This is a genomic window from Pleomorphomonas sp. T1.2MG-36, from assembly GCF_950100655.1.
Taxonomy (GTDB): domain Bacteria; phylum Pseudomonadota; class Alphaproteobacteria; order Rhizobiales; family Pleomorphomonadaceae; genus Pleomorphomonas.
Map to the genome: position 1 here is coordinate 464513 of NZ_CATNLY010000001.1, position 26351 is coordinate 490863.

The following is a 26351-nucleotide window of genomic DNA, read 5'->3' on the forward strand; positions in this document are numbered from 1 at the left end:
TCCTCTACCCGATGATGCGGCCGATCAGCTCCCACAAGGCAGGATCCCGGTAGTCGGCTACGGCGATATCAGCGCCGTTCTGCTTCACCGTCGCCTCGTCCAGGGTCGTGGTCAGTCCCACCGTGGCAATCTTCGCGGCGTGCGCCGCCCGCAGGCCCGGGGGCGCGTCTTCAAAGGCGATCGCCCTATCGGCCGTGACGCCGAGCCGCTCAAGGCCGGTAAGATAAGGCAGCGGATCGGGCTTGCCCCGCTCCAGCTCCGTGCCGATGACGATGGTATGGAAGTACTCGGCGACGCCGAGCTGGGCCAGCATATCGATCACGTTCGGGCGCGGCGCATTGGAGACCACAGCCAACCCGATCTTGCGCTCGACCGCCCAGTTCAGCACGTCGATCAATCCGTCGATCGGCTTGAGCCGACCAACGATCAGCCGCCGGAACAGCGCTTCCTTCTCGTCGGCCAGACGGGGGTGTTCCGCTGCCGCGACATGCGGGAAAAGATTCTTGAAAATCAGCGAATTGGCTTGCCCGGAAACGTACTTCAGAAACGTCGGCTCGTCGATGTCGACGCCATAGGCCTTGCCGAACTCCACGAAAGCTTCGTGATGGAAACGGTCGCTGTCGGTCAGCGTTCCATCCATGTCGAACAGCAGGGCACGTGAAAACATCGGCGGGGGACTCCGGTCTCGGAAGCGCTTTTTGAGGCGGTTTTGCATACACCGCACACCCCGGCGGGTCCAGCCGCGCGGCGCCGATTTGGCAGGCCTGACTGCCGGACTTTTAATCTTCCATTCCGAACGGGTGATATGTATTGATCTCCGCATAAGCACAATAAAGCGGACCGACATGGAACTACGCCAACTGCAGCATTTCGTCGCCGTCGCCGAGGAGATGCACTTCACCCGCGCCGCCCGTCGCGTCCACATCGTGCAATCGGCACTGTCGACGTCGATCCGCGCCCTTGAGGACGAACTGGCGGCCAAGCTGTTCATGCGCAATACCCGCCAGGTGCAGCTCACCGCCGCCGGCCGGGTCTTCCTCGACAAGGCGCGGCTCGCCCTCGAGGCGGTACGGGAGGCACGCGATGCGGTTGCCGCCGTGCAGGGGTTGACGCGCGGTCGCCTCGCCATCGGCACGGTGCAGAGCTTGCCGGCCTTCGTCGATCTGCCTGCCCTGCTCGCTTCGTTCCACGAGCTCTATCCGGGCATCGAGGTGCGTCTCTGCCAGGGCAATGCCGACCACCTCGTCGACAAAATCCGGTCCGGTGCGATCGATCTCGCCATCGTGCCGCTGATCGAGGCGCCGCGTGGCATCGCCACCAAGATGATCGCCTGCGAATACCTCGTCGCCATCTGCTCGAAAAATCATCCGTTGGCCGGCCGCACCGACGTTCCGCTGTCGGCCTTCCGCGACGAGCCCTTCGTCGATTTCGAGCAGGCCTGGGGCACGCGACAGTTGGTCGACACGGGCTTCCGCCATGCCGGCGTCGATCGCCGCGTGGCCTTCGAGGTCAACGATCTCGGCACGCTGATCGAACTGGTGTCGCGCGGTCTCGGCATGGCGCTGGTGCCGGAAGCGATTGCCGAGGCGGAAGCCGAGACGCTCGGCGTCGTTCGTCTCGCCGAGCCGCAGATGTGCTGGGAACTGGCGGTTGCCACGCTGGCTGGCGGCGGCGACGAGATCATTATCGATGGCGCGCCGAAAGCCTTCATGGACCTGCTGATCGCCGCCCGCGGCGTCGAGGACGAGCGGGAAGCGGCGGCCTGACGGCCGCCCTCCCCTTCGACGGAACGATCAGCTTACGTAGGTCCGCCAGTCGTGCTGCTCCTTGAAGCCCAGCACGGTGCGGATCTTCTCATTGGAAATCGGCGCTTCATTGCCGACGAGCGGTCGACTGTGCGGCGTGTTCGGGCAAGCCTTTTTGAGAAAGGCCTCGGTCGGCTCGCGGGCGGTGATCGTGTCGTTGACGGCGTTGAACACCTGGAATCCCAGCCCGTTCTTGCCGATGGCGAGGTGAACGATCTCGCCGAGATCCCTGGCGTCGATATAGCTCCAGGCGTTGCGCTTGCGCGTCAGCGGATCTTCCATGAAGCCGGGGAAGTTGACGTATTCGTGCGGCTCGATGACGTTGCCGATCCTGAGCGCGTAGATGTCGGCGTTGTAGCGCATGGCGAAGGCGCGCGCCGTCTTCTCGTTCACCACCTTGGACAGACCGTAGCTGTCCATCGGGTCGGTGTCGTACTCCTCGGTCAGCGGGAACTCATGGAAGTCCTTGTCGCCCTCGGCAAAGCACACGCCGAAGGTCGTCTCGCTCGACGCGATGATCACCTTGCGAATGCCGAGCTTCATCGCCGCCTCGATGACGTTGTAGGTCGACAGCACGTTGGTTTCGAAGGTGTGGTTGTCCGGCGTCAGGAGAATGCGCGGCACCGCCGCGAAATGCACCACGGCATCGGGCAACACCGGTCGAGATCCGCTGGCGAGGCTGTCGAAATCGAAGTGCATCGACAGAGCGCTATAGACCTGCCCGGCGTCGGTCAGGTCGCAGGCAAGCGTCGTCACGCCGGGGCAGTCGAGCGGCTTGAGGTCGAGATTGAAGACATCGTGCCCCTTGTCCTTGAGGTAGGGCACCACATGGCGGCCGGCCTTGCCCGAGCCGCCGGTAAAGACGATCTTGCTTCCCATCATTGTCTCCGAGATTTCAGGCGCCTGACGTCGCGATGCATCGTCAGGTCATCAGTTGGCCGCCATTCGCCTCGAGGACCTGACCGATCATGTAGCCGGACAGGAGTTCGGAGGCGAGAAACAGGTATGGACCGACCATGTCCTCCGGCTTGGCGAGGCGCTGCAACGGAATGGTGACGCGCATCGCGTCGAGGTAAGCCTGATCGGAATAGCGCTCGTGGAACGGCGTTTCGACGATCCCCGGAGCCACAGCGTTGACGCGGACGCCAAACGGCGCAAACTCCTTGGCCATACCGCGCGTCACGTTCTCGATGAATGCCTTGGCCGAACCGTAGGGACCGGCGCCGAGGCTGGCTCCGGTGCGGGCGGCGATCGACGTCGTGTTGATAATGAAGCCCTGCTGCGCCTTGAGGAAAGGCAGCGCTGCGTGAGAGGCCACCAGCACGGAGCGGACGTTGAGGTCGACCACCTCATCGAACACCGCCCCATCGAAGGCGGCGTAGGGCATGCGCGCCACCATGCCGCCGGCGTTGTTGACAAGACCGTCGAGCCGGCCGAGCGCCATGGCCGTCTCCTCGACCACGCGGGCAACCTCGGCCGGCTTGGTAACGTCGCCACGCACGGCCGTCGCCTTGCCGCCTGCGGCGCGGATATCGGCGCAGAGCGCCTCGGCGGCAGCGGCCGACGCGTTATAGTGAACGCCCACGGAAGCACCCTGCTCGGCAAAGGCACGCGCCAGAGCGGCGCCAATGCCGGAAGAGGCGCCGGTGATGAGCACGGCCTTGCCGGCGAGATCGGGAATGCTGAGCGGCTTCGTCATAAGGGGCCTCCTTCGTCGCGCTGAGCGCCTGACGGTCGCATCGCGGGAACCGGACAAGCAAAGCCCGTCCCGTTCCCGCTGTCCATCGGCAAGCCGGCTATGCGGCTCCTAAAGCGACGTGACCATGAAGGTCTGGTACGGCGCTTCGAGGGCGACGACTTCCTCGGCATCGAGGACGAGATCGAGGGCGGCGATGGCGTCGTCGAGGTGCCCCATCCGGCTGACGCCGATGATCGGCGACGTCACGCCGTTCACCTGCAGCACCCAGGCAAGAGCCACCTCGGCCATGGAGCGTCCGCGCGTCTTCGCCACCTTCTCGACGGCCGCCACCACCTCGGGCGCGTTGCCCTCGGTGCGGTCGTACATGCCCTTGTTATGGCGATCGGTGGTGTTGCGCTTGGTCTCGGTACCCCAGGGGCGCGTCAGCTTGCCGCCGCCGAGCGGGCTCCATGGGATGACGGCGACGCCCTGATCGCGGCACAGCGGCATCATCTCCCGCTCTTCTTCGCGATAGACGAGGCTCAACTGGTTCTGCATCGAGGCGAACTTGGTCCAGCCATTCAGCTCGGCGACGTGCTGCATCTTGGCGAACTGCCAGGCAAACATCGAGGAGGCGCCGATGTAGCGGGCCTTGCCGGCCTTCACCACATCGTGCAGCGCCTCCATGGTCTCCTCCACCGGTGTGAAGGGATCGAAGCGATGGATCTGATAGAGGTCGACGTAATCGGTGCCCAGCCGCTTCAGGCTGTTGTCGATCTCGCCGAGGATGGCCTTGCGCGACAGGCCCCGGCCGTTCGGCCCCGGCCGCATCGGGAAGAACACCTTGGTGGCGAGGACGATCTCCTCGCGCGGCGCCAGTTCCTTCAGGATCGTGCCGGTGATCTCCTCGCTGGTGCCGGCCGCATAGACGTTGGCCGTGTCGAAGAAGTTGATGCCGGCTTCCCAGGCGCGGCGGAACAGCGGCCGCGCGTCATCGAGACCGAGCACCCAGGGACGCTCCTCCATGACTTTGCCGAACGACATGCAGCCGAAGCAGATGCGGCTGACTTCGAGACCCGACTTTCCGAAACGGGCGTATTGCATGACGATTTCCTCCCAGCCGACGCCGATGACCCGATCGTCGGCGTCCCACGCGTCTCTCTTCGTTGCGACAGTCAATCGCCGCCGCTTTGATCCGTCAAATGGATTGTCGAGATAAGATTGATCGCAGTTCCTGAAACAAAGCACCTTCCAATGCGCTTTGGATGTCACGTTCGCGGCTTTTCGTCCTCGTGCGACAGCCGGGAACGCCACTTCGTCCTCGTTGCGATGAATCGTTTTTGCTAACGTCGGCCATATGAAGCAGGTCCGAGAGGCCCGCAAAGGGAGAAAGCCATGTCGGAACAACAAGCCCCCGTCAGCCGTCGCTGGTGGAAGGAGTCCGTCGTCTACCAGATCTATCCCCGGTCCTTTCAGGACTCGAATGGCGATGGCATCGGCGACATTCCCGGTATCATCTCACGCCTCGACTACCTCAAGGACCTCGGGGTCGACGTGGTGTGGCTGAGCCCGCATTACGATTCGCCCAATGCCGACAACGGCTACGACATTCGCGACTATCGCAAGGTGATGGCCGAGTTCGGCACCATGGCCGACTTCGACGCCTTGCTGGCCGGCCTCAAGACGCGCGGCATGCGCCTCATCGTCGACCTTGTGGTGAACCACTCCTCAGACGAACACGTCTGGTTCGTCGAGAGCCGCAAGTCGAAGGACAACTCGTATCGCGACTACTACATCTGGCGCCCGGGCCGCGGCGAAGGCCCGCCGAACGACTGGCGCTCCTACTTCTCCGGCTCGGCATGGACGCTCGACCCGGCCACGGGCGAATACTATCTGCATCTGTTCGCCGACAAGCAGCCCGATCTCAACTGGGAGAACGACAAGGTGCGGTCGGAGGTCTACGACCTCATGCGCTTCTGGCTGGACAAGGGAGTCGACGGCTTCCGAATGGATGTCATTCCGATGATCTCCAAGGAGCAGACCTTCCCTGACTATCCGCCGGAACACCGTGAGCGCACCGAGTACTATCATGCGGTGGGGCCGCGCCTGCACGAATTTCTCCAGGAGATGAACCGGGAAGTCCTCTCGAAATACGACGTGATGACGGTGGGCGAAGCCTTCGGCGTCACGCCCGAACAGACGATCGACATTGTCGACGAGCGGCGCGGCGAGCTGAACATGATCTTCACCTTCGACGCCGTCCGTCTATGCAGCGATGGGCATCGTTACAGGGAGTGGACGCTGCCGGAGCTGAAAGCCATCTATCGCCGGCTTGAGGAGAATGTCGGCCCTTATGGCTGGAACACCGTGTTCCTGGCCAACCACGACAACGCCCGTCTCGTCAGCAGCTTCGGCGACGACGCCGAGCCGTGGCGCGTGCCGTCGGCCAAGCTGCTGGCCACGATGCTGATGACGCTGCATGGCACGCCGTTCATCTATCAGGGCGACGAGTTGGCTATGACCAACTATCCCTTCACGTCGATCGAACAATACGATGACATTGCCGTCCGGAACGCCTGGAAAGCCGACGTGCTGACCGGGCGTGTGGCCGCGGCGGACTTCCTCAAGGGCATGGCGCGCACCAGTCGCGATCACGCGCGGACGCCGATACAATGGAGCGCCGAGCCGAACGGCGGCTTCACCACCGCCGAAAAGGCGTGGCTCGCCGTCAATCCCAACTACGGCGAGATCAACGCCGAGGCGGCGCTTGCCGATCCCGGTTCGGTCTATCACCACTACGCAAGGCTCGCCGCGTTGCGGCGGTCGCACCCGGCTCTGGTCTACGGCGATTTTACCGACCTCGCGCCGCACCATCCCCAGCTGTTCGCCTACACCCGCACGCTGGGCGACGAGACCTTGCTCGTCCTGCTCAACTTCTCGCGCGAACCTGTCGAGATCGAGCTTCCGGCCGGCGTCGCGGTCGGCGAACGACTGCTCGGCAACCTGGCCACGCCTTCGGAAGGAACCCGACTGGCCGGCTGGGAGGCGCGGGTTCACCGCGTCCGCTGACGCGAGGCGGATGGAGAGACCTTACGGCCCGGTGACGATCGGGCCGTTCTTCTCCGTCCACTCGATCATGCTGCCGGTATAGACGCTGACATCCGAACGGCCGGCCGCTTCGGCGATCGTCATCGCTTCGCCGGCGCGCCGGCCGGAACGGCACATCAGAACCACCGGGATATCGGACGGTGGCGGCAGCTGTTCGGCCTTGAAGGTCGAAAGCGGCAGGTTGACGGCGCCCGGCAAGTGGCCGACCGCGAACTCTTCGGCCTCTCGAACGTCGACGAGATGGATGCGGTTCGAGTTCAGCCCCGCCCGCACCTGATCGAAGCTGAAGATCTCGCCCGCCAGAGCCGAGCCGGCGAGAGACGATATCAAGCCGCCGAGAAACGCCCACGTTGCAAGCCGCATGAGTCACCTCCTCCTGGCCCTCCGGACAACAAATGGGGGCTGCGACAGGACGATGGCAAGACCGATTGACGAAATAACGGCGCCGGTCTCTCCCGTCAGAGAAACCGGCGCCGCGATTGAGGGTTTCGCCGTCAGCAGCAGCGGAACACGCCGCCGTTAGAGCCCCCGCCGTAGCGGCGCTCCTGGCTGTTGCGGAAAAAGTCTTCCTTGGTCATGACCGGCTCGTCCGGATGGTTGGCCTCCCGATGCGCGACATAGGTGTCGTAATCGGGAACGCCGACCATCAGGCGCGCCGTCTGGGCGAGCTTCCGGCCCACCTCTTTCGGGTCAGGTAGCCTGAGGCCGCACACCTGGCATGTCATCGCCCACCTCGCTGGCTGTTGGCTTCTGCTCGCGCAGGGCCCTGAGCATCGCCTGCACGCCGAACACCAGCATGCCGACGACGATGACCATGAACACGGCGGTGAGCGCCGCGTCGACCCACTGGTTGAACACGACCCGTTGCATGTCCTCCACTGTCTTGGCCGGGGCGAGTATGGTGCCTTCGGCGATGGCCTTGGAGAAGCGATTGGCCTGGGCGATGAACCCGACCGCCGGACGCCCGTCGAACAGCTTCTGCCAGCCGGCCGTCAGCGTGCAGATGGAAAGCCAGGTCAACGGAACCAGAGCGACCCAGGCATAGGCCTGCCGCTTCATCTTGAACAGCATCACCGCTGCGAAGGCGAGCGCGATGGCCGCCAGCATCTGGTTGGCGATGCCGAACAGCGGCCACAGCGTATTGATGCCGCCAAGCGGATCGACCACGCCCTGGTAGAGGAAGTATCCCCAGGCCGCGACGGCAAGCGCCGTGGCCACAAGGTTGGCCGTCCAGCTATGGGTCTGCCGGAAGGCGGGAACCGCCGTGCCGAGCAGATCCTGGATCATGAAGCGGGCGACGCGCGTGCCGGCATCGACCGTCGTCAGAATGAACAGTGCTTCGAACAGGATGGCGAAGTGATACCAGAACGGCATCAGCGCCACGCCGCCGATCACGCCCGACAGGATGTGCGCCATGCCTACGGCGAGTGTCGGCGCACCGCCGGCCCGCGACAGGATGGTCGCCTCGCCGACGTTCTTTGCCATCTCCGTCAGCATGTCCGGCGTGACGGTGAACAGCGGATCCCAGCTCGAGATCACCTGGGCCGCCTGGTCGGCCGTGGTGCCGATGACACCGGGCGCCGTGTTCATGGCGAAGTAGACGCCGGGTTCGATCACCGAGGCGGCGATCAGCGCCATGATGCCGACGAAGCTCTCCATCAGCATCGCGCCATAGCCGATGAAGCGGAACTGGCTCTCGTTCTCGATCATCTTGGGCGTGGTGCCCGAGGCGATCAGCGAGTGGAAGCCCGAAATAGCGCCGCAGGCGATGGTGATGAACAGGAACGGGAACAGGTTGCCAGAGAACACCGGTCCGGTGCCGTCGACGAACTTGGTCACCGCCGGCATCTTCATCTCCGGCATCACGAAGACGATGCCGATGGCCAGCGCCATGATGGTGCCGATCTTCAGGAAGGTCGACAGGTAGTCGCGCGGGGCGAGCAGCAGCCACACCGGCAGCACCGAGGCGACGAAGCCATAGCCGATCAGGATGAGCGCCAGCGCCTCGCCCTTGTAGGTGAACAGCGGCGCCAGCGTTTCGCTCTCGGCCACGGTGCGGCCGAAGATGATGGCGAGCAGGAGAAGGACGACGCCGATGGCGCTCATCTCGCCGATGCGGCCGGGCCTGAAGAACCGGCTGTAGAGGCCCATCAGGATGGCGATGGGAATGGTGGCGAACACCGTGAAGGTGCCCCACGGGCTGCCAGCCAGCGCCTTGACGACGATCAGCGCCAGCACGGCGAGCAGAATGATCATGATCATCAGAATGCCGATGGAGGCGACGATGCCGGGCACCGCCCCCAGTTCGGTCTTGATCATGTCGCCAAGCGACCGACCGTCACGACGGGTCGAGGCAAACAGGATGAGGAGGTCCTGGACGGCGCCGGCAAAGATCACGCCGACGATCAGCCACATGGTCCCCGGAAGATAGCCCATCTGCGCGGCGAGCACCGGGCCGACCAGCGGGCCTGCCCCGGCGATGGCGGCGAAGTGGTGCCCGAACAGCACGTATTTGTCGGTCGGAACATAGTCGAGGCCGTCATTGTGCCGCACCGCCGGAGTCCGGCGGGAAGGGTCCGCACCGAGAACGCGGCTGACGATGTAGAGCGCGTAAAAGCGGAACGCGACGAGGTAGGTGGCAACGGCCGCGACCACCAGCCATAGCGCGTTGATGGTTTCGCCGCGGCTGAGGGCCACGACGCCGAGCGCCCCGGCGCCAACGACGGCGATCAGTATCCAGACGAGCCACTCGCCCGGCGAACGGGGCATCTTGGCGACTGCTGACATCTTGTCCTCCCGACGGAATCCCGGCCGAGGGAGGCGAACCGTCGGGCAAGCCAAACCATCGCCCCGGCGAGACACGCCGGGCACCGAACGGATTGAGTCTGCGTCTGATTCCACCAGGTCGTCGCCATACCGACCGGCCATCCTCCTCCCCAGGAATCCGAACCGGTCGAACAGCGTCGGCCCCCACTCCCAAGGCAGCCTTCCGCTTCATTGTAACGATGCGAACAAGACTGGATTATTGTATCCCCTTCTTCACGACAAGGTGAAGAAACGCTTAACGCGCGCTGTTTCCCTTAGCAAATAGGATGATCAAGCCCCGCTTTTCCGGGCATTGCGTCCAGGCAAAGAGCAAGCCCCGGGGTCAATGGGCAGCAGGCGTCGCCTGAACGATCAACCGGAAGCGGTCGCGGACGTCCTTCGGAACGACGGTCGTCGGTGCAATCTCGGTCACGCCGAACGAGCGACGCACGATGCCCCTTGCCTCCTCAAGGGAGCCGATCACCCCGAGCCCCATCAACTGGAGCGCGGCGTTGCCGAGAGCGGAGGTTTCGACCGGCCCGGCGCTGACCGGGATGCCGCAGGCATCCGCCGTCAGTTGGTTGAGAAGGCCGTTCTTGGAGCCACCCCCGATGATGCGAACATGGGTCAGCGGCCGACCGGCCAGCAGTTCCAGCTCGTCCTTCACGCGGGCATAGTCGAGAGCGAGGCTGTCGAACACCGTTCGCGCTACCGCGCCGAGCCCATCGGGAACCGGCTCGCCGTGTTCGGCGGCAAGCGCCTGGATGGTGCCGGTCATTGAGGCCGGGTTGAGAAAGCGCGGATCGTCGGGATTGATCAGGCTGGCCCAAGCCGGAGCCGCCGCGGCGGCAGCCACGAGATCTCCGAAAGCCGGTTCGCCGAACTCCTTGCGCACCCGCTGGATCAGCCAGAGACCCATCAGGTTCTTGAGAACCCGATAGCGACCGCAGACGCCGCCCTCATTGCCGATGTTGAAGCCGAGCGCCCGCTCGTCGACGTATGGAACCGGGCTCTCCAGCCCCATCAGCGACCATGTGCCCGACGAGAGAAAAGCCTCGTCGGGGCCACCAAGGGGAGCCGCCGCCACCGCCGACGCGGTATCGTGCCCGCCGGGCGCGATGACCATCACCGGCCGCCTGCCCTCGCGTCCGACCATCGGGCCGAGCACCGTTCCCGGCTCGATCGGTTTTTTCAGCGTTCCAGGCCGTATGCCAGCCAATGCCAGGAGATCGGTATCCCAGTCGCGCGTTTCGAGCGACAGAAGCTGGGAGGTGGTGGAAATCGAATATTCGTTGGAGACCACTCCCGAAAGGCGAAAGTGGAGATAGTCCGGCGTGAACAGAATATGCCGTGCGGCGGCGAGCCAATCGGGATGCGCCTTCGCCGTGGCGCGCAACTGATAGAGGGTGTTGTACGGTTGGAACTGGATACCCGTGCGCCGATAGATTTCGGCAGCCGGCAGGATGGCCGTTACTTCGTCGATCAGACCCGTGGTGCGGTCGTCGCGATAGGCGACGGAAACGCCGACCTGACGCAAATCCTCGTCCAGCAACACGTAGTCGACGCCCCAGGTATCGCAGCCGACGCTATCGATCGGAGCCATCGCATCGGCGCGATCTATGCCGATGCCGATTTCCCTGACGATCGCCTCGCTGTCCCAGCAATCGTAGCCGGTCACCGGGTCGATGCCGAGCGGCGTCTCGAAGCGATGCGCCTCCGTCAGATCGAGCCGCTCGCCGTCGAACGAGGCCAGCATGACCCGACCGCTGCCGGCGCCGACGTCAACCGCGGCGACATGCACTCGCTCTCTTTCACCCAACATGACGGCTTCCTCCCAACCGAGGCGAGCCTAGGTTCGAGGCAGCCATGCCGTCAATCGACCTTGTCGTTTTTCGGCAGAAAGTATCAATATTTTTCAGGACTGCTCATTCGCAACCACAACCAGATCAGGCAAACAGGAACCCGAACTGATCGCGAATCTTAGGCAAGGCCTTCAGAATCCCGTCGAGATGGACCTTCAGCGCCACCTCCGCGCGGTCGGCATCATGGCAGTCGATGGCGTCAACGATCCGCCGGTGCTCGCCGACCAGCTTCGGCAAGGTCTCGGGCAAGGGCAAAGTGAGGTGGCACACCCGATCCATGTGCGCCTTGATGGTTTCAAGGGTTTCCCAGGCGGTTGGGAAACCGGCGCCTTCCGAAAGTGCCGCGTGGAAGGCTTCGTCTTCGCGCTGGAAGGCATAGTGGGACTGCTCGGCGGCGAGATCCGCCTGCCGGTCGAGAATGCCGTCGATCCGCAGCCGGACCGCCGGATCGAACGAAACGCAGGCGCGGCGCACCACCGCCACCTCCAGAGACTCGCGAACGAAGCGGGCTTGCCGCATCAGATCGAGGGAGATCTTGACGACGAAGGTTCCCCGTCTCGGCTGAATGCCCACGAGACCGGCCTTACCCAGATTGATCAGAGCCTCGCGGACCGGCTGGCGCGACACGCCATAGCGATCGGCGAGCTCCTTTTCCGACAGCGACGCTCCCGGCTGGATTTCGAGCGTGATGATTGCCTTGCGCAGCTCGCGCTCCACGCGCCGCGCCGCCGAGTCCTCGGAACTGTCCGGGAGAACGACCGTCATCTTCTGGCACCCGCTTTCTACATCGGCAGTCAAAAAGTCTGTATCCGATTTTCTTGCTCGACATCTGCCATACCACATCGGTATGGTACACGAAACGCCATCCTTCGGCCCGATAAGAACGACAACTCAACGCCGGACTCGAGGATCACCGGCCGCCAGGGGAATGACAAGCATGGGGCTTCAGGAAGCCGACGTCGACCGTATCGCCACGCAGTTCGTCGAGGCGCGCCGCGCCGCCAAGGCGCTCGATGCCTTCCCCGGTGCCTTGCCTGCGACGCTGACCGACGCCTATCGCGTGCAGGAGCGGGCCATAGCTCTATCGGGCCGCGCCGTAGCGGGTTGGAAGGTGGCCGGCATCCGTCCGGACCTCCGAGACAGCCTCGGCGCCAACCGGCTCGCCGGTCCGATCCTGGCTGGCAGCGTCTTGCGCCTGCCGAACGGCGGGACGGCGCAGGCGCCAGTATTTGCCGGCGGCTTCGCGGCGCTGGAAGCCGAGTTCGTCGCGGTCTTTGCCCATGACCTCCGGCCCGTCGATGGCGCCTTCACCGCCGAGTCCATCGCGGCGGCGCTGTCCGGCCTGCACGCCGGCGCGGAAATCGCCTCCAGCCCGCTCGCCACCCTGAACGATCTCGGGCCGACCGCCGTCGTATCCGACCATGGCAACAACGCCGGTGCGGTCGTTGGGCCGGAAGTGGCCGGTTGGCGCGAGGCGGACCTCGGAGCGCTCACGTCGCGCATGTCGATCAACGGCAGCGTCGTCGGCGAAGGCTCGGCCGCCAATGTCATGGGTGGCCCGGTCGCTGCCCTGCAGTTCCTGGCCGAGCATCTGGCGACCCGCGGCCGACATCTGCGTGCGGGCGACATCGTGCTGACCGGTATGACGACCGGAATTCACCAAGTCGTCCCCGGCGATCGGGGGCGGATCGAGTTTTCGAGCGCCCCCGCCTGCGACATTGAGGTTCTCGGCGCCACTCCGACCGGTCTCTGACCGGTCGTTTGCTTTGTGAAACGGACCCGCCGCTCGGTTGAGGAGCCACGGCGATCGGTTCGAGGGGCTGTGCCCGCCAGCTGCCATAGCGGGCGACGCGGCGGTTTGCGCCGCCAAGGGAGGAAGGCATGAAGCGAGGAGTCACCTGCATTCTCGGTGTCGTCGGAGCCTTCGGGCTCGCAAGCACCGCCATGGCCGACACGGTCACATTCAGAGCTGCCGATATCCATCCGGATGGATATCCCACCGTCGAGGCGGTGATCTACATGGGCAAGCTGGTCGAGGAGAGGACCGGTGGGCGCATCAAGATCCAGGAGTTCAACAACGGCGTTCTCGGCTCGGAGAAAGACACCATCGAGCAGACGCAGTTCGGCGTCATCGACTTCAATCGCGTCTCCACCGCCCAGTTCAACAACGTGGTACCCGAGACATCGGTGCTCGGCCTGCCCTTCGTGTTCAAGTCGGTCGATCACATGCACCACGTGGTCGACGGCCCGATCGGCGACGAAATTCTAAAGGCCTTCGAGGCCAAGGGCCTGATTGCTCTGGCCTATTACGACTCCGGCGCCCGCTCGATCTACACCAAGAAGCCCATCGCCTCGCTCGACGACCTCAAGGGGCTGAAACTGCGCGTTCAGCAATCGGACATGTGGGTCGCCACAGCCGAGGCCATGGGAACCAATCCGACTCCGATGCCGTTCGGCGAGGTCTATTCCGGCCTACAGACCGGCGTCATCGACGGCGCCGAGAACAACTGGCCGTCCTACGAATCCTCGCGTCATTTCGAGGTTGCCAAGCATTACACGCTGACCGAGCACTCGTTGCAGCCGGAAGTGCTGGTCATGGCCAAGTCGAGCTACGACAAGCTTTCGGCGGAAGACCAGGCGATCATCCGCCAAGCGGCGAAGGACAGCGTTCCCAAGATGCGCGAGCTCTGGGCCGCACGCGAGAAGGCGTCCGAAGCCAAGGTGCGCGAAGCAGGCTCCATTATCGCCAAGATCGACAAGGGGCCTTTCATCGAGGCGATGAAGCCGGTCTACGACAAGTTCATCACCGATCCGAAGCTCAAGGACCTCGTCGCCCGCATCCAGGCGACCGAGTGATTCCGAAAAAGGGCCGGCCAGTCCGGCCCGACACCCAGTCGCCGCCCGGCCGCAAACCGGGCGGTGCCCGGCTCGTCAGGATCGCGGTGGTGTCATGAAAACCAGACAGACTCTTCTTTTCCGCCTCATCGACAGGCTGGCCGGAGCGGCCCTGGCGGCGGCGGGAACCGCCCTCGTGCTGATGACCGTCGTCGTCGGCGCCCAGGTGTTCAGCCGCTACGTTCTCAACTTCTCCCTGACCTTCGCCGAGCCGATGGCAATCCAGCTGATGGGCTGGTTCATCTTTCTGGGGGCGGCAGTCGGCGTCCGGGAGAACTTCCACCTCGGGCTGGACCTCCTGCGCTATCTGGCGCCACCATCGGTCAATCGCCTGCTGGACACCGTTTCCCTGTCGCTCATTGCCATCTTCGGCCTGTTCATCTCCTGGTACGGCTTCCAGCTCGCGGCCCGCACCTGGGACACGCTGATCCCGGGCCTCGGCATCACTGGCGCCACCGATTTCCTGCCGCTGACCTGTTCGGGATTGCTGTTCACGCTGTTCGCCATCGAGCGGATCATTCGCATGCATTTCGGGGCAGAGCCCCCCGTGGCGGACGTTTCGGAAACCGCGCTGCCAAAGGATGCCGTCTGATGGAACTCTGGATTCTGTTCGGCTCCTTCGTGGGGCTCCTGGTGCTCGGCACCCCCATCGCCTTCTGTCTGGCGATCTCGTCGCTGTTCACCATTCTCTACATGGGCATGCCCCCGGTCATCGTCGTGCAGCGCCTCAACTCCGGCATCAGCGCCTTTGCGCTCCTGGCCATTCCCTTCTTCATCTATGCCGGCGACGTCATGGTGCGGGGCGGCATAGCGGAGAAGCTGGTGCGACTGGCCGCGTCCATGGTCGGTCACATGCGCGGTGGCCTGGGACAGGTCAACATCGTCGCCTCCACCATGTTCGGTGGCGTCTCCGGCTCGGCCGTCGCCGATGCCTCGGCGGTGGGCGGCCTGATGATCCCGCAGATGAAAAAGCGCGGCTACGACGTCGACTACGCCGTGAACATCACGTCGGTCGGCGCCATCATCGCGCTGCTGATCCCGCCATCGCACAACATGATCATCTATTCGATCTCGGCCGGCGGCGTCATTTCCATCGCCGATCTGTTCACGGCCGGCGTCATTCCCGGCCTGATGCTGGCCGCCTCGCTGATGGTCGCCGGATACTGGGTGGCCCGACGCCGCGGCTATCCGGCCGAGGTGTTCCCCGGCTGGCGCAACATCGGCCCAATCATGCTCAATGCCATTCCCGGCATCCTGCTGATCGCCATCATCTTCGGCGGCGTCCGCTCGGGCGTCTTCACGGCGACGGAAAGCTCCTGCATCGCGCTGATCTACGCGCTGCTGGTCACCCTGCTGGTCTATCGTTCGATGAGCTGGGCCGACTTCCGCGAGGCAACGCTCGGCGCCGTTCGCACCACGGCCATGGTGCTGATGGTCATCGGCTCGGCCGCCTCGTTTGCCTGGCTGTTGGCCCTACTGCAAGTGCCGGCCGCGATGGTGACGGCGATGCACGCGGTATCGGAGAACCCGATCGTCATCTTCCTGCTGCTGAACCTCATTCTGCTGGTGCTCGGCTGCTTCATGGACATGGCGCCGCTGATCATCATAACGACGCCGATCTTCCTGCCGGTGGTCACCGCCTTCGGCATGGACCCCGTGCAGTTCGGCGCCATCCTGATCCTCAACCTCGGCATCGGCCTCTGCACCCCGCCGGTGGGTTCGGTGCTGTTCGTCACCTGCGCCATCGCCCGGATTCCCATCCTGCAGGCCGTCCGCACCATTTGGCCGTTCTACTTCGCGGCCTTCGTGGTGCTGATGATCGTGACCTACATTCCAGCGGCTTCGCTCTGGCTGCCACGCCTGTTTCACTAGGCATAGGAAATCCACGCGGCCCGTCTCGGACGGGTCGCGGCCTTGCTTCGGTCATCTCTGTCGTGGACAGAAGCCGTCAGATCACCCAGGTGAAGGCGGAGTAGTCGCGCTCGGTGAGCATCTGGTCCATGTTACGGGCCGGGTTAGCCGGCGCATCGCCCAGGATGACGCGGGCCGGCGTGCCGACCGCCGTCGAATGGGCGGGCACGGTGGTCGTCACCAGAGAGCCGGCGGCGATCTTGGAATAGGCGCCGATCTCGACCGGCCCGAAGATCTGCGCGCCGGCGCCGATCATAACGCCGGTTCGGATCGTCGGATGACGCTTGCCGGTGTGCGTGCCAGTTCCGCCGAGCGTCACATCCTGCAGGATGGACACCTCGTCCTCGATTTCGGCTGTCTCGCCGATCACCACGCCGGTCGCATGGTCGATGAAGATGCCCTGCCCGATCGTCGCGCCTGGATGGATGTCGGTCTGAAACACCGACGACGACCGGCTTTGCAATATCAACGCCATGTCGCGGCGGCCGGCTCGCCACAGGTGATGGGCGATGCGGTGCGTCTGGATGGCAGAAAAACCCTTGAAGAACAGGAAGGGCTCGATCAGTCGGCCAGACGCCGGATCGCGCTCGACCACCGCCTTGAGATCGGCATGGACACCGTCGAGGATGGTCGGCTCGGCATCGATCACTTTCAGGATGGTCCGCGCGATCATCTCGGACGAAAGCTCGTCACCGGCGAGCCGCTGGCCGAGCCGGCTCGCCAGCGCTGTGGCGAGATCGGGTTGCTCGAGAATGGTGGAGACGAGGAGTGAGGTCAGCGTCGGCTCGCGCGCCATGGCGGCTTCCGCTTCACCCTTGAGGCGATGCCAATAGAGGTCGATGGCCGCCGACCGGCCGGTCGCAACCTCGCCCGTCCAAAGTCTCGGCGCCCTGTCCATGGTTTTCACTCGCACGCGATAACTTGACCGTCTCGGGGAATTTTATACGAAAGTCGCACCGACGCCAAAGCATGGGACTATCGTTCCGGCGGCAAGGATTGGAAATTTGTTCCGATAGGGTCAACTTTCTTGGGAAATGCTTACCAACAAGAGCTCATTCCGGAGACGTTGATACCTTGGGCGGCCCAAACGGCTGAAAGTGCCGGCGCTGTCGACGAAATGTCTCGACAAGGTAGCGTCGACAGGCGGCGATGGCGGCAATCGATGTCGCGCCAGGGTGGCCGACCAGCCAATAGGTTCGGGAAAAGCTGACATCCGGCAGCACGCGGACAAGCCCCTCCGCGTCGAGGGTCATGAAGTCGTGGAGCACGCCGATGCCGGCGCCGGCACGGATCGCCTCGAACTGGCTCGTCGCACCGGCGCAGCGGTAGAGACGCTTCGAATAGACCTGCAAGGTTGCCGCATAATCGAGTGCCGACGAGAAAGTATAGTCGTCGATGCCGGTGACGAGGCGATGTCCGGCGAGGTCGTCGAGGCTCGCGGGCTGACCATGGTCGGCGAGATAGTCCTCGGACGCATAGACGCCGAGCGAATAGTCGACCAGCCGCGTGGCGACGAGGCGGCCCGTTGTCGGCCGAGACAGCTCGACGACAAGATCGGCCTCGCGCCGCGACACTGAGAACTTCACCGGCAGCGGAACCAACTCGACAGTGATCCCCGGATGCTGCGCGGCGAACAGCCCCAACTCGCGGGCGAGAAAGCTGTTGCCGAGACCATCGGGCGCACCGACACGGACCGTACCGGTAACTTCGGTTTCACCCGACGATACCGCCGCGAGCGCCGCTCGCGTCTCGATCTCGATGCGCTCCGCCAGGGGTATCAGCCGTTCGCCGGCCTCGGTCAGCACACATCCCGTCGGCCGCCTTTCGAACAGAGCGGAACCGAGTTCGGCCTCCAGCGCATCGAGACGACGGGCCACGGTGGTGTGGTTGACACCGAGGCGCCGCGCCGCGGCGGAGAGCTGTCCGCCGCGCGCAACGGCCAGAAATACGCGGAAGTGATCCCAATCCATGCCTTCACATTATTGCACAATGGTTTTCCGAGCCAGCATATTGCTGCGCAACGGCCACTTGGTGTTTCATCACCTCAAACGGGCAGCACACGCAAGCTCAACCAGAGGGAAATAAGGAAAATGACGACAACCATCGGCCACTTCATCGACGGCAGTCACGTCTCTCCCGGTTCGGGCCGTTCGACCCCGGTGTTCAATCCCGCAAGCGGGGCGGAAACCGGGCGCGTTGCCATGGCGAGCGAGGCGGAGGTGCGCGTTGCCGTCGAGGCCGCCAAGGCGGCACAGCCGCGTTGGGCGGCCACCACACCACTGCGCCGCGCCCGCATCCTCAACCGTTTCCTCGGCATCATGGAGCAACGGGCCGGCGAACTCGCTGCCGTCATCACCGCCGAGCACGGCAAGGTGCTGAGCGATGCACGCGGCGAGATCCAGCGCGGCATCGAGGTGGTCGAGTTTGCCATCGCCGCCCCGGAGCTTCTGAAGGGCGAGTTTTCAGAAAACGTCGGCACTGGTGTCGACAGTCATTCGCTGCGCCAGCCGCTCGGCGTCGTCGCCGGCATCACGCCGTTCAACTTCCCGGCCATGGTGCCGATGTGGATGTTCCCGGTGGCGCTCGCCTGCGGCAATGCTTTCATTCTCAAGCCGTCGGAGCGCTGCCCGAGTGCGTCGCTGCTGATCGCCGACTGGCTGACCGAGGCGGGCCTGCCCAAGGGCGTCTTCCAGGTGGTGCACGGAGACAAGGTCGCCGTCGACGCCCTGCTCCACGATCGCGACGTCGCCGCCGTCAGCTTCGTCGGCTCGACGCCGGTCGCCCGCTACATCTACGAGACGGCAACGAAGAACGGCAAGCGCTGCCAGGCGCTCGGCGGCGCCAAGAACCACATGGTGATCATGCCCGACGCCGACCTCGACCAGGCGGCCGATGCGCTGATGGGCGCCGCCTACGGCTCCGCCGGCGAGCGTTGCATGGCCATTTCCATCGCCCTGCCGGTCGGCAAGGCCACCGCCGACGCTCTCGTTGACAAGCTCGCCGAGCGGGCAAGGAAGCTCGTCATCGGCGCCGGTACCGACAAGGCCTCGGAGATGGGGCCGCTGGTGTCGAGGCCACACCTTGAAAAGGTGCGCGGCTATGTCGACAGCGGTGTCGATGAAGGCGCCACCCTGGTGCTCGATGGCCGCGGCTTCGTCAGCCCCGGCGGGGAGAACGGCTATTTCATCGGTGCCACGCTTTTCGACAACGTGACCACCGAGATGAAGATCTACCGCGAGGAGATCTTCGGGCCGGTGCTCGGCATCGTCCGCGTGGACGACTTCGATGCCGCCTTACGGCTGATCAACGAGCACGAGTTCGGCAACGGCGCCGCCATCTTCACCCGCGACGGCGATAGCGCCCGCGAGTTCACCACCCGCATCCAGGCCGGCATGGTGGGCGTCAACGTGCCGATTCCCGTCCCAATGGCCTTCCACTCCTTCGGCGGCTGGAAGGCCTCGCTGTTCGGCGATCACCACATGCATGGCTCGGAGGGCGTGCGCTTCTATACCCGCCTCAAGACGGTGACGAGCCGCTGGCCCACCGGCATTCGCACCGGCGCCGACTTCATCATGCCGACGATGGAGTGATCAGAACGGGCTGGGCGGGATGGCGGCATGCCGCCCTGCCCGCCCCGGCAGGCAGGACAGGAAGTTGGCGAACACTCGATAGCCGCCTTCCGTGAGCACGCTTTCCGGATGGAACTGCACGCCGAACGTCGGGTGGTCCGCATGCTCGATGGCCATGACATCGCCGCCTTCGCTCCGCGCCGTGACGCGGAGCGGCGTGCCCGCCGGCACCTCGACGGCCAGCGAATGGTAGCGCCCGACCCGGAGCGGATTGGGTAGCCCCGAAAAAAGGCCGGTTCGGTCGTGGGTGATCGGAGATGACCGCCCGTGCATCGGCTCGCGGGCGCGAACGGTCCTACCGCCGAATGCCTCCCCGATGCACTGATGCCCGAGGCAGATGCCGAGGATTGGCAGCTGACCGGACAGCATGCGCACCGCATCGGTCGAAATACCCGCCTCGCCGGGGCCGCAAGGGCCAGGGCTTATCACCAGAGCCTCCGCACCCAGCGTGGCGAGGTCCGCCACGGCGAGCGCATCGTTGCGCAGAACGGTCACCTCTTCGCCCAGCTCGACAAGATAGCGGGCGACATTGCCGACGAAGCTGTCGTAGTTGTCGAGGACGACGATCACGTCGACCTCCCGAACGCGTCGATCAGCCGCGCCGCCTTGAGTTCAGCTTCCTCGAACTCGGCCGCCGGATCGGACAGCAGCGTGATGCCGCACCCGGCACCGAGCGAAGCTCGCCCTTCGGTAAAGGTCGTGGTGCGGATGGCGATGTTGAAATCGGCCGAACCGTCGAACCCGAAATAGCCGATCGCTCCGCAGTAGACGTCACGCGGCACCCGCTCCAGCTCGGCGATAATCTCCATGGCGCGGATCTTCGGCGCGCCGGTGATCGATCCTCCGGGGAAGACGGACGCAAGCGCATCCACCGCCGTACAGCCGTCCCTCAGCTCTCCCGTCACGACGGACACGAGGTGATGCAGCGAGGCGTAGGTTTCGATGCCGCAAAGATTGGGCACCTTCACCGTATGCGGCTTGCAGACGGCGGAGAGATCGGAGCGAAGGAGATCCACGATCATCACGTTTTCCGCCCTGTCCTTCTCCGAAGCGGCCAGCGCCGCAGCACGAAGTCCGTCCTCTCGCGGATCGGCCGAACGCGGCGCCGTACCCTTGATCGGTCGCGCCTCGACCCTACGATCTCGCACCTCGATCAGCCGCTCCGGCGATGACGACGCGATCTGTATATCGCCGTGATCGAGGAAAGCTGCGAAGGGAGCGGGATTGGTCGCCCGCAGCCTTCGATAGTAGCCCCAGGCGTCGAAACCGGTCGGCAGATTCACTTCGATGCGGCGAGCGATGTTGGCCTGGAAAATGTCTCCGGCAAGAATGTAGTCTCGCGTCCGTGCGACGGCCGTCTCGTAACCTGAGCGATCGAGACTTGCCTCGAACGCAAAACCATCGAGGCCGGCGAATGAAGGCTCGACCGGCGAAGCCCCCTTGAGGACGGCCATGAACTGCTCGGCCCGCTCCCGCGCCCTTGCCTCTCGCCTGTCCGGCTCCAGCTCCGGCCAACCGGTCGAGATGAGAAAGGCCTGGCCGGCTTCCAGATCGCAGACAACGACCACGTCGTAGAAGTGCATCTCCAGTTCGGCGATCCCGACGGACGGTCCAGGGGCTGATGGCAAGCGTTCGAGCAGACGGCCGAACTCATACGCCACATGGCCAATGGCGCCACCTTGGAACGGAGGCAATCCGGCCACCGGGTCCAGACGATAGATCGCCAGACGGCGACCAAGCTCGTCCAGCGCCCGGCGGCCGGGCGACCGGATATCATCCGGCCCAGCCAGGATTTCCTCGTCATTCCAGAACGTTCGCCCACCGGTCACACGCAGCGTGCCGAAGGGGTCGGCAGCGAGGAAGGCGTGGCGGCCGATCGCACCACCGACGAGTGCGCTGTCGAGAAAGGCAAAGCGCCGCAGCGGGCGAAGCCGCCCGGCGAGGATCATCGGATCGGAACAGTCGAGAGCGGTGACGATCATCTGGCCTATGCGCATGACGGCGGACTTCCTAAGCCATAACGCTTATCACAAGCAACTGACGCCGTTTGCGATTTGCATGCCCAACCCAACCCCATGTCGCTCCACCGCCGAGACTCTGGACCGTCTGCCGCCACGTCGGCCCGCCGCCCCTCGACCGGCCTCGTTGTAACGCGACGGCGCGACGACGAACACGATCGCGTGCGCGTCGTCCTTCGTAAACGATCCGACCTTGTACATCCGGATCGTGCTGCCTATGCTTTCGGATGCCGCCTTTCATGGCGGCGAACGTTCTCGGGGCGGGGTGAAATTCCCCACCGGCGGTAATCGTGCGAAAGCGCGTCAGCCCGCGAGCGCCTGTTCCCTCTGGGAGCAGGGTCAGCAGACCCGGTGTGATTCCGGGGCCGACGGTATAGTCCGGATGGTAGAGAACGGCTGACGCCACACGTGCGCCTTCCCGTCGGGAGGTGCGCGCGTTTGCGTTTGCTTGCGCCCCCAGTGCGTTCGGTCACCGGATCGAGGATCGCATGGGCGCATCGAGCTCAACCAATTCCCTGCCTCTCGGCATCATCGCCGATGCCTTTGCGCGCGCCATTGCCGCTGCGACGGACTATGCCGGCGCCACCTCTCCCAACCCGCCGGTCGGCTGCGCCATCCTTGATGCCGCCGGCAATCTTCTCGCCGTCGAGGCGCACCGCAAGGCCGGCGAGGCCCATGCCGAGGCGCGCGCCATTGCCGCCTGCCGGGCAGCGGGCACGATCGAACGCATCCACACGATCGTCGTCACACTGGAACCGTGCAACCACCACGGTCGGACGCCGCCGTGCGCCGAAGCGATCCTGTCGACGCCGGCTCGCGAGATCTGGATCGCCGAGACCGATCCCAATCCGCGTGTGGAGGGCGGCGGTGCCGCGCGCCTCGCGGCGGCCGGTCTCACAGTTCGCCTTCTCACCGAACTCGACCATCCCGATACCGCGCGCCTCGCAGCCAAGGCCGAGCGCCTCGTCGCCCCCTTCGTCACGTGGGTCACCACCGGCCGTCCGTTCGTCACCGTCAAGCAGGCGCTCGACGAAACAGGTTCGATGATCCCGCCGCTCGGCCGCAAGACATTCACATCCGAAGCGTCGCTGACGCTTGCCCACCGCATGCGCCGCCGCGCCGACGCCATCCTGACCGGCAGCGGAACCATACTGGCCGACCGCCCAGAGTTCACCGTCCGCCACGTACCCGATCATCCGGGCAGGAGTCGGATCCTCGCCATTCTCGACCGTGGCGGGCGCGTGCCGGCCGACTATCTCGCCGAAGCCGCCCAACGCGGCCTGCGCCCCTTGCTGTTCGCCGACATCGGCGAGGCGCTGGTCCGCCTCGGCGCCGAAGGCGTCCACGAAGTGCTGGTCGAGGCGGGGCCGACCCTGACCGCCGCCATCCTCTCCGCCGGCATCTGGGACGAGCACGTCGCCATCCGAAAGATCGGGGCCGGCATGCCCGATCACGTCACCATTTCCCGCAACCAAAACAAGAAAGGCTGAAACACCATGTTTTCCGGCATCATTGCCCGGACCGTCGCCGTCCGGACGGCCAACGCAACCGGCGGGTCGCTGGTCGTCACCATCCCCACCGGCTGGTCCGATCTCGAACTCGGCGAAAGCATCGCCGTCAACGGCGTCTGTCTCACAGTCACCGAAATGGACGAGGCCGGCACCGCGCGCTTCTTCCTGTCGCCGGAGACGCTGTCCCGCTCCAACCTTGGTCGTCTTGCGACCGGTTCGGTGGTCAACCTCGAACGCTCGGTGGCGCTCGCCGACCGGCTGTCCGGCCACATGGTCCAGGGCCACGTCGACGGCAAGGCGACGCTCGTCGCGGTGACGCCCGATAGTGACGCCCGCCGCCTGGAGTTCGACCTGCCCTCGGAGCTTGCCCGCTACTGCGTCGAGAAAGGTTCGATCTCGCTCAACGGCATCAGCCTGACCATCAACAGCATCGAGCCGGCGGACAATGGCGCCCGCATCGGCATCACCATCATTCCCCACACCTGGGACAACACCAACCTGTCGGCCGCCGCCCTCGGCGACGAGATCAATGTCGAGGTCGACGTCATCGCCAAATACGTGGAGGCTCTATGCAAGCCCTATCTCGCGCGCTGACCCGGCTGAAGGCCGGCGGCATGGTCCTGCTCGTCGATGACGAGGATCGGGAGAACGAGGGCGACCTCGTCGTCGCCGCCGAGTTCGCCACGCCCGAAGCCATCGCCTTCATGGCCAAGAAAGCCTGCGGCCTGATCTGCCTGGCGCTGACCGGCCAGCAGATCGACCGGCTCGGACTCAACCCGATGGTGGCGATGAACCGCGCCCGCCGTTCCACCGCCTTCACCGTTTCCATCGAGGCGCGCGACGGCATCACCACCGGCATATCGGCCTTTGACCGCGCGCATACCATCGCCGTCGCCGCCGATCCGGCTGTGGCGCCGGGCGCCATCGTCTCGCCCGGGCACGTCTTCCCGCTTCGGGCGGCTGACGGCGGCGTGCTCGCCCGCAACGGCCACACCGAGGGCGCGATCGATCTCGTTCGTCTCGCCGGGCTCCAGCCCGCTGCCGTCATCTGCGAGGTGATGGGCGAGAGCGGCCACATGGCCCGTCGGCCGGAACTGGACCGGTTCGCCAGGGAGCACGACATCCCCGTGCTCACCATCGCCGAGTTGGTTGAACACCGCTGGGCGACCGAGCAACTGGTCGAGGAGGTGGCGAGCGCCGATCTTCCGACGGCCTACGCCGATGGCGTGTTGCGGGTGCATGCCTTCCGCAGCCAGGTCGACGGCGAGGAGCATCTCGCCATCGTCCGCCGTCCGCTGGGCAAGACGCCATTGGTGCGCGTTCACTCCGAATGCCTGACCGGCGACGCGCTCGGTTCGCTTCGCTGCGACTGCGGCCCGCAGCTCCATGAGGCGCAACGGCTGGTCTCCGAGGATCCCGAAGGCGGTGTGGTGATCTACCTGCGCGGCCAGGAGGGGCGCGGCATCGGCCTTGCCAACAAGATCCGCGCCTATGCGCTGCAGGACGGCGGCCTCGACACGCTTGACGCCAACACCGCCCTCGGCCTGCCGGCCGATGCCCGCCACTACGGCATTGCCGCCCAGATCCTGAAGGCGCTCGGCGTCGAGCGGCTCCGTCTTCTCTCCAACAACCCCGCCAAAGCCGACGCGCTTGCCGGCTATGGCCTCGACGTCGCCGGGCGGGTGCCGCTGGTCATTCCGCCCAACCCGTTCAACCGTCGCTATCTCGCGACCAAGGGCGAACGCTTCGGCCACAGCCTTTGCCAGCATGACTCCTGAGGAAACAATGACATCTTCCCCCACCCCGCCGCGTCTCGCCGTCGTCGTCAGCCAGTTCAATCCGGAGGTGACCGGCGGCCTCCTGGCCGGCACCCGCCATGAACTCGGAGAGCGCGGTATCCCACTGCTCGACGCCGATGTTTTCTCCGCTCCCGGCGCCTTCGAGATACCGCTTCTCGCGCAGACCCTAGCCCAAAGCGGCCGCTACGCCGGCGTGATCTGCCTGGGCTGCGTCATCAAGGGCGACACGGCGCATTTCGAGTTCATCAGCCTCGGCGCCGCCACCGGGCTGATGCAGGCAACGCTTGCCACCGGCGTGCCGATCACCTTCGGCATTCTCACCACCTACACCGACGAGCAGGCACTCGTCCGCAGCCGCGATGATGCCGCCAACAAAGGTCGGGAAGCAGCTGCCGCCTGCATCGAGGCGCTGGCGACGCTCGAGAAAATCAAGGCCGCCTGACGGCCCCAAAACGAAAGCGGCGGTCCAACCGGACCGCCGCCTTCCGTCATGGCCATGCCGCAGATCTCAGTCGAGACCGAGCTTGCCGCGCAGGGTCGACAGATCCTCGGCCAGCGTGTTTACCGCCGCCGCCAGGACCTTGCGGTCGTCCTCGGTCAGCTTGTCGTAGGTGACGTAGCCGTCGCCGTCCTTGTACTTGAGAAGCGTCGTGTCGACGGTGTCGAAGTTGGCGTCCACCGTCTTCAGGAAATCGGCTTCCTTGTCCGCGATCAGCGGACGCACCAGCTCGACGATCTTGCGCGCGCCGTCAAAATTGCCGCGGAAGTCCCAGAGGTCGGTGTGGCTATAGCGGTCCTCCTCGCCGGAAATCTTGGTGGCCGCCACCTCTTCCATCAGCACGGCAGCACCGCCGACCACCTTCTCGGGCGGGAAGGTCAGCGAAGCGATGCGCCCCTCGAGTTCCTTGACGTCGGCGAGGAGCTTGTCGGCCACCGGTGCGAGGCCCTCGGTGGAGTTCTTCTCCCACAGGCCGTATTCGATGCGATGGAAGCCGGGGAACTCCGGATCGGCCTCGGCCTTCTCGTAGTCGTCGGCGCGCGAGTCGATGGACACGTCGAGGTCGGAGAACAGCTCGGCGATCGGCTCGATCGCCTCATAGGAAAGGCGTGTCGGCGCGAACAGCGCCTTGGCCTTGTCCACTTCGCCGGCCTTCACGGCGGCGGTGAAGGCCGTGGTATCCTCGACGAGCTTGGCCACCTTTTCGGTGACGTAGATCTTGTACTCGGCGATCGGCTCGACAAGATCGAGACTGGCTTCCTGTGCGAAGGCGCCGGACGAAAGAATGAACGCCAGCGCCGAAGCGCCGATTAGGCCGGAAATACGCATGTT

The 26351-nt window shown here is 64.9% G+C and carries 25 protein-coding genes and 1 riboswitch; of the genes, 11 read left to right on the top strand and 14 right to left on the bottom strand.

Annotated features, from left to right (window positions below; genetic code table 11):
* Positions 1-4: 4 nt before the first annotated feature.
* Positions 5-667, bottom strand: a complete 663-nt coding sequence (locus tag QQZ18_RS02255; RefSeq protein ID WP_284537635.1) for an HAD family hydrolase — start codon at positions 665-667, stop codon at positions 5-7.
* A 178-nt stretch (positions 668-845) separates the two neighbouring features.
* Between QQZ18_RS02255 and QQZ18_RS02260 the strand changes: the two genes are divergently transcribed.
* Positions 846-1766 (top strand): LysR family transcriptional regulator, encoded by a 921-nt coding sequence (locus QQZ18_RS02260; protein WP_284537636.1) that lies wholly within the window; start codon positions 846-848, stop codon positions 1764-1766.
* 27 nt (positions 1767-1793) lie between these two features.
* Here QQZ18_RS02260 and QQZ18_RS02265 read toward each other — a convergent pair whose 3' ends face one another.
* The 3 genes from QQZ18_RS02265 to QQZ18_RS02275 all read right to left on the bottom strand — a co-directional run bounded on the left by QQZ18_RS02265 (position 1794) and on the right by QQZ18_RS02275 (position 4587).
* Positions 1794-2684: an NAD-dependent epimerase/dehydratase family protein gene (locus QQZ18_RS02265; RefSeq protein ID WP_284538808.1), complete on the bottom strand. Its 891-nt coding sequence runs from the start codon at positions 2682-2684 to the stop codon at positions 1794-1796.
* Positions 2685-2727: 43 nt separating this feature from the next.
* The gene (locus QQZ18_RS02270; protein WP_284537637.1) at positions 2728-3504 is read right to left on the bottom strand and encodes an SDR family NAD(P)-dependent oxidoreductase; all 777 of its coding nucleotides are present in this window, start codon (positions 3502-3504) and stop codon (positions 2728-2730) included.
* Between the two features lie 108 nt (positions 3505-3612).
* Positions 3613-4587: an aldo/keto reductase gene (locus QQZ18_RS02275; protein WP_284538810.1), complete on the bottom strand. Its 975-nt coding sequence runs from the start codon at positions 4585-4587 to the stop codon at positions 3613-3615.
* A gap of 291 nt (positions 4588-4878) precedes the next feature.
* Between QQZ18_RS02275 and QQZ18_RS02280 the strand changes: the two genes are divergently transcribed.
* Complete coding sequence (locus QQZ18_RS02280) at positions 4879-6552, top strand: glycoside hydrolase family 13 protein (protein WP_284537638.1); 1674 nt, start codon at positions 4879-4881, stop codon at positions 6550-6552.
* Between the two features lie 21 nt (positions 6553-6573).
* Here QQZ18_RS02280 and QQZ18_RS02285 read toward each other — a convergent pair whose 3' ends face one another.
* The 5 genes from QQZ18_RS02285 to QQZ18_RS02305 form a co-directional block, all read right to left on the bottom strand.
* Positions 6574-6954: a rhodanese-like domain-containing protein gene (locus QQZ18_RS02285; protein ID WP_284537639.1), complete on the bottom strand. Its 381-nt coding sequence runs from the start codon at positions 6952-6954 to the stop codon at positions 6574-6576.
* 131 nt (positions 6955-7085) lie between these two features.
* Positions 7086-7316 carry a YbdD/YjiX family protein gene (locus QQZ18_RS02290; RefSeq protein ID WP_284537640.1) on the bottom strand — a complete coding sequence of 77 codons (231 nt, stop codon included), beginning with the start codon at positions 7314-7316 and terminating at the stop codon, positions 7086-7088.
* Positions 7282-9378 carry a carbon starvation CstA family protein gene (locus QQZ18_RS02295; protein ID WP_284537641.1) on the bottom strand — a complete coding sequence of 699 codons (2097 nt, stop codon included), beginning with the start codon at positions 9376-9378 and terminating at the stop codon, positions 7282-7284. Before QQZ18_RS02295 ends, QQZ18_RS02290 begins: the two co-directional genes overlap by 35 nt.
* Positions 9379-9739: 361 nt before the next feature.
* Positions 9740-11218: a rhamnulokinase gene (rhaB, locus tag QQZ18_RS02300; RefSeq protein ID WP_284537642.1), complete on the bottom strand. Its 1479-nt coding sequence runs from the start codon at positions 11216-11218 to the stop codon at positions 9740-9742.
* A gap of 124 nt (positions 11219-11342) precedes the next feature.
* Complete coding sequence (locus tag QQZ18_RS02305) at positions 11343-12023, bottom strand: GntR family transcriptional regulator (RefSeq protein WP_284537643.1); 681 nt, start codon at positions 12021-12023, stop codon at positions 11343-11345.
* A 172-nt stretch (positions 12024-12195) separates the two neighbouring features.
* Between QQZ18_RS02305 and QQZ18_RS02310 the strand changes: the two genes are divergently transcribed.
* The 4 genes from QQZ18_RS02310 to QQZ18_RS02325 all read left to right on the top strand — a co-directional run bounded on the left by QQZ18_RS02310 (position 12196) and on the right by QQZ18_RS02325 (position 16025).
* On the top strand, positions 12196-13011 hold the full coding sequence (locus QQZ18_RS02310; RefSeq protein WP_284537644.1) for a 2-keto-4-pentenoate hydratase: 816 nt from the start codon (positions 12196-12198) through the stop codon (positions 13009-13011).
* A gap of 191 nt (positions 13012-13202) precedes the next feature.
* Positions 13203-14114, top strand: coding sequence for a TRAP transporter substrate-binding protein (locus QQZ18_RS02315; protein ID WP_446728602.1), 912 nt, complete (start codon positions 13203-13205; stop codon positions 14112-14114).
* 94 nt (positions 14115-14208) lie between these two features.
* Complete coding sequence (locus QQZ18_RS02320) at positions 14209-14745, top strand: TRAP transporter small permease (protein ID WP_284537646.1); 537 nt, start codon at positions 14209-14211, stop codon at positions 14743-14745.
* Positions 14745-16025 carry a TRAP transporter large permease gene (locus QQZ18_RS02325; RefSeq protein WP_284537647.1) on the top strand — a complete coding sequence of 427 codons (1281 nt, stop codon included), beginning with the start codon at positions 14745-14747 and terminating at the stop codon, positions 16023-16025. Before QQZ18_RS02320 ends, QQZ18_RS02325 begins: the two co-directional genes overlap by 1 nt.
* Positions 16026-16101: 76 nt before the next feature.
* Here QQZ18_RS02325 and cysE read toward each other — a convergent pair whose 3' ends face one another.
* Entirely contained in the window at positions 16102-16962 is an 861-nt protein-coding gene (gene cysE, locus QQZ18_RS02330; protein ID WP_284537648.1) for a serine O-acetyltransferase, read from the bottom strand.
* A 154-nt stretch (positions 16963-17116) separates the two neighbouring features.
* Positions 17117-18034: a LysR family transcriptional regulator gene (locus QQZ18_RS02335; protein WP_284537649.1), complete on the bottom strand. Its 918-nt coding sequence runs from the start codon at positions 18032-18034 to the stop codon at positions 17117-17119.
* 120 nt (positions 18035-18154) lie between these two features.
* Between QQZ18_RS02335 and QQZ18_RS02340 the strand changes: the two genes are divergently transcribed.
* Entirely contained in the window at positions 18155-19654 is a 1500-nt protein-coding gene (locus QQZ18_RS02340; protein WP_284537650.1) for a CoA-acylating methylmalonate-semialdehyde dehydrogenase, read from the top strand.
* Here the strand turns inward: QQZ18_RS02340 and QQZ18_RS02345 are convergent, their stop codons facing one another.
* Both QQZ18_RS02345 and pabB read right to left on the bottom strand, forming a co-directional pair.
* Positions 19655-20263, bottom strand: coding sequence for an anthranilate synthase component II (locus QQZ18_RS02345; protein WP_284537651.1), 609 nt, complete (start codon positions 20261-20263; stop codon positions 19655-19657).
* Positions 20260-21690, bottom strand: coding sequence for an aminodeoxychorismate synthase component I (gene pabB / locus QQZ18_RS02350; protein WP_284537652.1), 1431 nt, complete (start codon positions 21688-21690; stop codon positions 20260-20262). Before pabB ends, QQZ18_RS02345 begins: the two co-directional genes overlap by 4 nt.
* A 268-nt stretch (positions 21691-21958) precedes the next feature.
* Positions 21959-22109, top strand: a riboswitch (FMN riboswitch).
* Positions 22110-22199: 90 nt separating this feature from the next.
* Here pabB and ribD point away from each other — a divergent pair.
* The 4 genes from ribD to ribH are packed head-to-tail and all read left to right on the top strand — an operon-like array spanning position 22200 to position 25463.
* Positions 22200-23201 carry a bifunctional diaminohydroxyphosphoribosylaminopyrimidine deaminase/5-amino-6-(5-phosphoribosylamino)uracil reductase RibD gene (gene ribD, locus QQZ18_RS02355; RefSeq protein WP_284537653.1) on the top strand — a complete coding sequence of 334 codons (1002 nt, stop codon included), beginning with the start codon at positions 22200-22202 and terminating at the stop codon, positions 23199-23201.
* A gap of 6 nt (positions 23202-23207) precedes the next feature.
* The gene (locus QQZ18_RS02360; RefSeq protein ID WP_284537654.1) at positions 23208-23816 is read left to right on the top strand and encodes a riboflavin synthase; all 609 of its coding nucleotides are present in this window, start codon (positions 23208-23210) and stop codon (positions 23814-23816) included.
* Entirely contained in the window at positions 23792-25000 is a 1209-nt protein-coding gene (ribB, locus tag QQZ18_RS02365; protein WP_284537655.1) for a 3,4-dihydroxy-2-butanone-4-phosphate synthase, read from the top strand. The genes QQZ18_RS02360 and ribB overlap by 25 nt, the downstream gene beginning before the upstream one ends.
* A 7-nt stretch (positions 25001-25007) precedes the next feature.
* Positions 25008-25463: a 6,7-dimethyl-8-ribityllumazine synthase gene (ribH, locus tag QQZ18_RS02370; protein WP_284537656.1), complete on the top strand. Its 456-nt coding sequence runs from the start codon at positions 25008-25010 to the stop codon at positions 25461-25463.
* Between the two features lie 66 nt (positions 25464-25529).
* Here ribH and efeO read toward each other — a convergent pair whose 3' ends face one another.
* Positions 25530-26348 carry an iron uptake system protein EfeO gene (gene efeO, locus QQZ18_RS02375; RefSeq protein ID WP_284537657.1) on the bottom strand — a complete coding sequence of 273 codons (819 nt, stop codon included), beginning with the start codon at positions 26346-26348 and terminating at the stop codon, positions 25530-25532.
* Positions 26349-26351: the final 3 nt, after the last annotated feature.